This window comes from Candidatus Thiosymbion oneisti (assembly GCF_900092655.1).
GTDB lineage: Bacteria > Pseudomonadota > Gammaproteobacteria > Chromatiales > Chromatiaceae > Thiosymbion > Thiosymbion oneisti.
This window is the reverse complement of record NZ_FLUY01000668.1, coordinates 1-7,930: the sequence shown is the minus strand read 5'-3', so window position 1 is coordinate 7,930 and position 7,930 is coordinate 1. Positions and strand designations below refer to the sequence as shown.

The 7,930-nt window shown below is 60.4% G+C and carries 8 protein-coding genes; 1 reads left to right on the top strand and 7 read right to left on the bottom strand.

Translation table 11 applies throughout. The features are described from left to right. Positions 1-244 precede the first annotated feature (244 nt). The 6 genes from BQ17_RS07310 to BQ17_RS07285 all read right to left on the bottom strand — a co-directional run bounded on the left by BQ17_RS07310 (position 245) and on the right by BQ17_RS07285 (position 5,893). On the bottom strand, positions 245-580 hold the full coding sequence (locus BQ17_RS07310) for an ArsR/SmtB family transcription factor (RefSeq protein WP_089725696.1): 336 nt from the start codon (positions 578-580) through the stop codon (positions 245-247). Between the two features lie 59 nt (positions 581-639). Next, complete coding sequence (locus tag BQ17_RS07305) at positions 640-1,491, bottom strand: response regulator (RefSeq protein ID WP_089725694.1); 852 nt, start codon at positions 1,489-1,491, stop codon at positions 640-642. Positions 1,492-1,827: 336 nt separating this feature from the next. Next, on the bottom strand, positions 1,828-4,176 hold the full coding sequence (locus BQ17_RS07300; protein WP_089725692.1) for an ATP-binding response regulator: 2,349 nt from the start codon (positions 4,174-4,176) through the stop codon (positions 1,828-1,830). A 17-nt stretch (positions 4,177-4,193) separates the two neighbouring features. Further along, positions 4,194-4,658, bottom strand: coding sequence for a peroxiredoxin (locus tag BQ17_RS07295; RefSeq protein WP_089725691.1), 465 nt, complete (start codon positions 4,656-4,658; stop codon positions 4,194-4,196). 245 nt (positions 4,659-4,903) lie between these two features. Continuing rightward, complete coding sequence (locus BQ17_RS07290; protein WP_089725688.1) at positions 4,904-5,158, bottom strand: hypothetical protein; 255 nt, start codon at positions 5,156-5,158, stop codon at positions 4,904-4,906. Between the two features lie 93 nt (positions 5,159-5,251). Beyond that, positions 5,252-5,893: an adenylate kinase gene (locus BQ17_RS07285; RefSeq protein WP_089725686.1), complete on the bottom strand. Its 642-nt coding sequence runs from the start codon at positions 5,891-5,893 to the stop codon at positions 5,252-5,254. Positions 5,894-6,067: 174 nt separating this feature from the next. Here BQ17_RS07285 and BQ17_RS07280 point away from each other — a divergent pair, with 174 nt between their 5' ends. Further along, positions 6,068-6,586 (top strand): hypothetical protein, encoded by a 519-nt coding sequence (locus tag BQ17_RS07280; protein ID WP_176722336.1) that lies wholly within the window; start codon positions 6,068-6,070, stop codon positions 6,584-6,586. A 59-nt stretch (positions 6,587-6,645) separates the two neighbouring features. Here the strand turns inward: BQ17_RS07280 and BQ17_RS07275 are convergent, their stop codons facing one another. Further along, positions 6,646-7,185: an RNA pyrophosphohydrolase gene (locus BQ17_RS07275; protein WP_089725698.1), complete on the bottom strand. Its 540-nt coding sequence runs from the start codon at positions 7,183-7,185 to the stop codon at positions 6,646-6,648. Between the last annotated feature and the right edge of the window lie 745 nt (positions 7,186-7,930).

The following is a 7,930-nucleotide window of genomic DNA, read 5'->3' as shown; positions in this document are numbered from 1 at the left end:
GACACCTCTGTTCCAAGTAAGGGCGCTGCGGCCGGGGGAAAGCGCCGTCGCCGCGGCGCGGGTGAAACCTCAAGTGCCTGGATTCCCGGCAACCGCCGCTGGTATCCCTGTGGTCGAGGCTGGATTCAGACGCGCCGCTTTGCCGGCGCACTCCAAAGCAGCCCGGAATCCATAAAGAGCCTTTCCTTTGGTGATTTGGCTTTGGTGCTCTTGGCGTCTTGGCGGTTACAGGTTTCTCCCCCGCTCAACGCGGGTAATGGTCGTCCAGGTTTGCCGGGCACAGTACCTCCCGCATGATCCCGATCAGATCCAGTAGTTGGGGGTTGCGGATACGGTAGTAGATCCGGTTCGCTTCCTTGCGCGCGGCCACGATGTTCTTGTTGCGCAGCTGCTCGAGGTGCTGGGAGATATTGCTCTGGGAGGTCCCGGTGCGTTCTACGATCTCCCCTACCGAGAGCTCCCAGCTTCCGAGTGAGCACAAAATCTTCCAACGCAAGGGATGGGCCATTGCCTTGAGGGCGTTGGCGGTCAATGCGGTATCCTCATTCTCCGGTCCTTTGGTCGCGACGAAATCAGTCATGGGTTGCTCCTGGACTTGTCTCCTCTGACGTATTGTGCCCCATCTCGAAGAATGCCATCTCAACCGTCTCCTTCTGCCTCGATACGCACATAGCCTGTCATGTCCTTGGCGATGCAGATAATGTCGGTAATCCGCCCGCCGGGGTCTTTTACGGCGGTACGGGAAAAGAGGATCGGTACCCGGCGCCCGTCCTTAGGGATAAAGCGGGCCTCGATCTTGCTCAATACGCCGGTGCGGATCAAGGCCTCGAGCCAGATCCCCATGAAAGCACCGGCCTGCTCGTCGCCTTCCTCCTCGAACACGTCGCCGATGGACATGCCGAGGAGGTCCCGCTCGCTGTAGTCGAGCATCCGGCAGGCGGTCGGATTGACCAGCTTGATCTCACCCTGGGGGGTGAGCACCAGCAGGGCCTCGCCCATGTAGGTGATGATGTTTTCGAGATACTGATTCGCTTGGGCGAGCTCCGCGGTACGCTCGGCGACCTTCTGTTCCAGTACCCGGTTGAGGTCACGTTCTTTCTCGATCAGCCGGAAGTAGGTGCTGATCTTGTTGATGAGCTGGTTGTCCTCGATCGGCTTGAGCAGGTAGTCCACCGCCCCCACGGCGTAACCCCGCTGCTGGAATTCCTCGGATTTGAAGGCGGCCGTGAGGAAGATGATGGGGATGTCGCGGGTGCGCTTGCGCAGCTTGAGGAGGGAGGCGGTCTGGAAGCCGTCCAGCTCCGGCATCTGTACGTCGAGGATGATGAGGTCGATGTCCGGTTGTTGGAGTGTGACATCGATGGCCTGGCGACCGGATGTAGCCTCCAGGATTACCACTTCCATGTGCTGCTCGATCAACGCCCGAAGAGTGAACAGATTGTGGGCGTGATCGTCGACGATAAGGAGCTTAAATCCGGAATAAGGATTCATGCCGGCTGCCGTTGTTGCTGCAATAATGAACGCCAATAAACGCAAATCAGTCGCAAAAAATCATCTTATCTTTTCTGTTCGCAAATGACGCAGATTCTCGCGGATTGTTTTTTAATCTGTGAGAATCTGTGTAATCTGCGGATAGATCGAAGCGACCGGATTATTTTTCCCATACTCAATTCGAACCTCGGCGGCTCCGCCTGTTAGTGCCGATGAACGAGAATGAACACAGATCGGTTGCAATCGGCTCGTCATCATCAAAAGTTCTTGATCCATTTGCGTTGATCTGCGTTCATTTGCGGATAACTCTTCCGTAAAGGTCCGGCTTGCTCCATGTTATCGGTCGTCGAGAGCGGGCTGTACCAGGCTCGCGCTCAGACACGCCGCGAGCTCGTCCCGGTTCACGGGCTTGAGGATGAAGCCATCGGCGCCGGCGGCGCGGAAAAGCGCGCTCTGCGGCGCATCCACCGGGGTTCCCATGACCAGGATTTGGAGCCGCCGGTCGTGCTCGTTCCCACGCATGGTCCTGATCGTATCACAGGTATTCTCCGGGGACACCAAGACGGCGAGAAGCACCAAGGCACATTCGCGCTCCTCCTGCAAGGTTTCCAGGGCCTCGTCCGCATCGGCCGCTGTCTGTACCCGCAGCCCTAAGGATTCGAGCAGGGCCGTCTCGGCCACCAGGCTGTGCACCTCCCGCTCCACTACCAGGGCCCAGTGGCCGGCGAAGGACCAGTCGCCGGACGGCCCGCTCGGGGGCGGTTCCTGCGCAGCGGCCTCCGACGCCGGGAGCGGCGGCTTGACCGCGTGGATGACCTGTTCGGAGCCCAAGTGGTCAGGATCGAACTCCGCCGGCAGCGCTAGGTCGAAGCGCGCGCCTTGCCCTTCCTCGCTCCGGACACTGATCTTGCCCCCCAGGAGTCCGGCCAGCTCACGACTGATGGACAGCCCCAGGCCGGTCCCGCCGTAGCGGCGCCGGGTGGAGCCGTCGGCCTGCTGAAAGGCCTCGAAGATGACCTGCTGCTTGTTCGCCGGGATACCGATGCCGGTGTCGGAGACGCCCAGCACGAGCGGGCAGGTCTCGCCCGTAACCCATTTCGCCTGGAGGACAACGCCGCCCTGGTCGGTGAATTTGGCGGCGTTGGCAAGGAAGTTTTTCAGAATCTGGCGCAACTTGTCCCGATCGCTGTAGATGTGATCCGGGACCCGTTCGTCGAGCTCGAGCGCCAGGGTGAGCCCCTTGTCCTCGAACTGGGGCAAAATGAGCTGGATCAGCTCCTGGAGCAGGGGACGCAGCTCGATCCACTCCAGGTTTACCCTAACCTGTCCGGCATCGATGCGGGAGATATCCAGGATGTTGTCGATCAGGGTACGCAGGTCGCGACCGGCCGCATGGATGACCTCCGCCTGATGCCGCTGATCCGAGGTCAAGCCCGCATTCCGATCCGCGAGCATCTTGGACAATAGGAGGATCGAATTCAAGGGCGTGCGCAGCTCGTGGCTGATATTGGTGAGAAACTCGGACTTGTAGCGGTTGGACTGCTCCAGCTCCCGGGTATGTTCCTGTGCCGCATGCAGATGCTGCACATGGATCTCGGCCAGGGCGGTGAGCTGCTCGCCCAGCTCCTTCACCTCCCGGGGACCCTTCCAGTCGAAGCGGATGCGTTCGTCGTCGCGCAGGACCCCGCTGAGCCCTTTGGCCAGCGTTTGACCGAACTGCTCCGCCCTGGCCGCGATCCAACGGGCCATCATCATGACCACCAGGGTCATGGGCAGGACGATGGTGAGCACGCGCCCAATCAGGGCATTGCGGAAGCTCTTGATAGGAGATGGGTCGACTGCGCGGCCGACCCACAGGGGGAGTGCGTCCTCGGTAAGGAACATGGGGACCCAGATCAGCTGCCGGCCCTGGTCACCCTCCCACAGCGCCAGCTTTCCGGCCGCGAAGATCTCAGCCAGGCCGGGAAAGTCGGCAAAGGCCTCCGGCTCCTCGCTGATGGGCTGTCCGGGGCGCAGATAGCTGCCGTTGTTGTTGACCCAGAGGGTATCGCGGTAGAACTGGGCCAGGCCGCCGACGTCGATGCTCATGACCACCAACCCCATGGCCGCTCCCTCCGGTTCTCCGCCGATGGCGCTGACCAGAGACAGGGTCATGAGCCTGTGGGGATCTTGGGCCCCGGCGCGCGGATCGATCCGGATGCGGCTGATCATCACGCTGCCCGGCTGCATTCGCAGGCCCGCCTCGAGCAGCTGCTCGTGGGGCCGTTCCGGGAGCTTCGATGTCGGATGCCAAGCCAGCGTCCTTTCGTCTCGCTCCAGCCAGAATCGCTCCTGCATATCCGCGCCGAGAAACAAGATCTTGATGATGTCCTGTTGGTCGCTGAGGATCTGATTTACCCAGCCCGTGTAGCGGGCGCGGGCGAGATCGATCTGATCGTCATCGCCCCGATCGCCGAGGATCAAGCCCGGCTCCGGGAGCTTCGCAAGCAACCGGATCATCTCGTGGCGGCTTGCCAGGTGCTGGTCGAGATCGCGGAAATCCGCACGTAGGTTCTGCAGGTGGGCCTTTTGGTAGATGAATGCGGTGCGGTCCAACACCAGCGGTAGATTGAGAGAGATCGAGATCAGCAACGGCACCAGACCGAATACCAGGAGCAAAACGAGTATTTGAGTACGAAGCTTCACGCCGGCCGTGCCTGTGTCTACAACCCCCGCACCAACTCCAAAATCCGGGCGGCGTGGCCCTTGGGCTTGATGTCGTAAAGCGCATGGCGGATCTTGCCGTCCTTGTCCACAATGAAGGTGGAACGAACGATACCCATGCGCTTCCCGCCGCGGGTATCCTTTTCCCTCCAGACACCGTAGGCTTCACAGACCTCCCCTTCGGTATCTGCGAGTAGGCGCACATCGATGCCGTGTTTGTCCCGAAAGGCGCCGTGACTATCACAGCTGTCTTTGCTGATGCCGAGGACCTGGGTATCCAGCGTCGCGAACTCGGGTTGCAGATCCGTGAACTCGAGGGCCTCGAGGGTGCACCCCGGCGTATCGTCTTTGGGATAGAAGTAAAGCACCAGGTGGCTGTTGCCTCTGAACTGTTCCAGATTGATGCACTCCAGGTCGGCGTCCGGGAGCGAGAACTCGGGGGCTTGATCTCCGGGCTGCAGCATGTGAGGTTGCTCCAGTGATGGTGGTGGTCACCGCCGAAATTTAGGATCGACCCGGCGGTACGTCAACCACTAAAAAGCGAACCGATGCTGCTTAATTACCCTACGGATCACCGGGCAGTGATGCGTGCGGTGTTTCAGTAATATTCGGCACGAAAGCACTCCCGAAATCCATTGCATTCGGATCGACGGGACGACCAACGACCTGCTGATACAAAAATGTGAAACTATGGACTGGAGCCGGCGTGTCATTCCCTGCGGAGCGGAGGTGGGGCCTGCGTCGGGGGGCTTGCCGCTAGGGCCGCGTCCAGGAGTGAAAGGGTCGCTTCCAGACCCTGACGCACCTCCTCCAGGGCTCGCGCCAGGACGGAATCGGTTTCCGCCAGTCGTCCGCAGGGCCGCCCGTTCCGGTCATCCGCGGTCTCACCTAACTGGTCGCTCGGCACACCGATCGCGTGCAGGTCGGCGGACTTGAGCTGTTTGAGATGGATTCCGCGGGCCATGGCACTGCGAGCGGGTCCGCAAGTCGTCGAGATACTCGATGCTTGGGGGCCGACGGGCAGAGGTTGCCCGTCGGTCAAGGATCACACGTGGCGTTAGGCGCCGGTGCGCTCGCGAATGGCCGCGACGACGACCTCGCTGGAGGTGGCGGCTATGTCCATCAGCAGGCCCTCGCGCTGGTAGAAATCCACCAGGGGTGCGGTCTTCTCGTTGTAGACGTCCAAGCGGTTGGAGATTGCCTCCTCGGTCTCGTCATCGCGTTGCACCACCTTGCCCTTGCACTTGTCGCACACCCCCTCTACCTTGGTCGGTGCCGACTTGACGTTATAGATAGCGCCGCAGTCGACGCAGGTCCGGCGGGTCGTGAGGCGATCCAAGATCACGTCCCGCGGTACGTCCAGGTTCACGGCCGCGTCCAGCTTGATACCGAGGTCTGACAGCAGAACCTTGAGTTGCTCCGCCTGGGGGATGGTGCGCGGGAAGCCGTCGAGTAGAAATCCGGCTAGGCAGTCGTCTTCCTTCAGGCGTTCCTTCATGATCCCCATGATGAGTTGGTCCGGAACCAGATCGCCGGCATCCATGAATTTCTTTGCCTGTTTGCCGAGCTCAGTGCCCTCCTTGACCGCGACCCGCAGAATGTCGCCGGTGGAGATCTGCACCGAGCCGTCGACGGCGGTGAGCAGCTTGGCTACGGTACCCTTGCCCGCGCCGGGGGCGCCCAAAAGGATCAGCCTCATTGTCGTCTCCTCACTAGAGTTTGTGAAATGTCGGTGACCTGTCGCGGCGCGGACGGGCTCTTGTCGGCAACCGTACAGTAACTAAGTATTTTCACCCTTTCCGATGATCGGAATCAAGATTACACTGAATATTCCGCGCCCGAAACCGCTACGACATCAGGAGGACTCGCTGCCGTGTCACCTAACGCACGCAAGCTCCTAGCCACCTTGACCAGCGCCGGCATCATGGGCATGTCCCTCGCGTATAACCCGGTAAGCCGGGCCTTCGATTTCGGCGACATGATGAACCCTGGCCGATGGATGGGTGGCAACCGCGACCGCAACGACGACTATTACGGCGGACCATACGTAGGCCCTTGGGGCAGTCCCTACAGCGGAGGACCTTGGCGAGGTCCGTGGGGCGGTTACGGTCCCGGTCCTTACAGTGGTGGTCCCTATGCCGTGCCCAGGTATCGTGGCGCCGTGCCGCCGCGGGTCCCCACGACACCCACCGCTAAGGCCCCTTCGACACCTGTGACAAGCAGTCCCGCGACAAGCAGCAGCGAGATCGACGCGCTCAAGCGGCGCATCAAGGCGCTCGAATCTCAACAACAACAGCAATCATCCGCCTCCCCTCCCAACGACCGGAGAGCGATACCGCCGTCAGGTGATGGGAGCTCCGGGCTGACCTTCCGGCCCATGGGCAGCGAGTAGCTGTCCGGTCCCCCAAACCGCGCCGAATCATTCAGGATTGCTTTTAACTAAACAGCTTCTTAAGCCCGCTTGCGCCGTGACACGGCACGGTGTCCGGGGGAGGGTGCTTGATATGCCGGCGGGCCTTCCGGATAGAGCAGGGGGGCCAGCTCCTCGAGTGCCTGTCGGTAGACCCGGCGTTTGAAGTAAACGACCTCCTGGATGGGTTGCCAATATCTCACCCAACGCCAAGTGTCGAACTCAGGCTTATCGCACGTGTCGAGGCAGAAGGTGTCCTCGCCACAGTTTACCCTGAGCATGAACCATACCTGTTTCTGGCCGATACAGAGGGGAGTGCACTGGTGGCGGATGAAACGCTTGGGGAGGCGATAGCGAAGCCAGCGTTTGGTGCTTCCGAGCAGGGTCACGTGTTGGGGGTGTAGACCGACCTCTTCCTGGAGCTCCCGGAACATCGCCTGTTTGGGGGTTTCGTCCGATTTGATTCCGCCCTGGGGAAACTGCCAAGCGTTCTCACCCGCGCGTCGTCCCCAAAATAGTCGGCGCTCGGCATTGGTCAGTATGATCCCAACGTTGGGTCTGAAACCGTCCGGGTCGATCAAGGCGACTTCTCGTAGAATGGTCTTCCGTTGCATTTTTCCACATCCGCCACTGCATGGGCAACCTGGGCTCCATAAGGTCCAGGGCGAGTGCGCATAAATTGCTGGTAGGGTGGGCTGTGCCCACCAACAACTTTGTTTGGTTAAAACAGATCTAGCGCGGTCCTGGGTTATTTGGCGTTGGTTGTGGGATCTGACGTGTTGGGTTACGGCCCGTTCGGTCTTGTCACTGTGCTTCAGGATCGGACAGCGCGCCTAACCCAACCTACATTTAACGCGAGGTCCGCGCGGGCAGGCTGCGCGGGGGGTCATGTGGGTGTAGGTCGCGTCAAAACGCCGGCACTGACCGAGCAGACAATCAGCGAGCCTTTGGGCGTCGAACGCAACACGTCAAACTGGTCCCGATGTAGCAGGGATCCTTCGCACTCGTTCCCACGCTCCAGAGACTGTGAAAGTATTCCTGGGTTTTCAGAGCTATAGGGACAGCACAACGCAATTATCCTACTTTAGGCCGAAAATACTTCTCTTAAATCCCACATGAGACAGAATTTAGTGTGAAATATAGCGGCTTTATCCCACCGTTTTCGGGAAAGACGAATACTTTCACAGTCTCTCCAGCGTGGGAACGCGGTCTTGTCCGCTCCCGCGGACTCAGCTCCTCTGTGCTGATAGGCGTTGGCTGTTAGCCTACCGAGGCGCTTAATCGACGCTGGAGCGTTAGATCCCTCCTCCGTCGGGACCAGGTCTG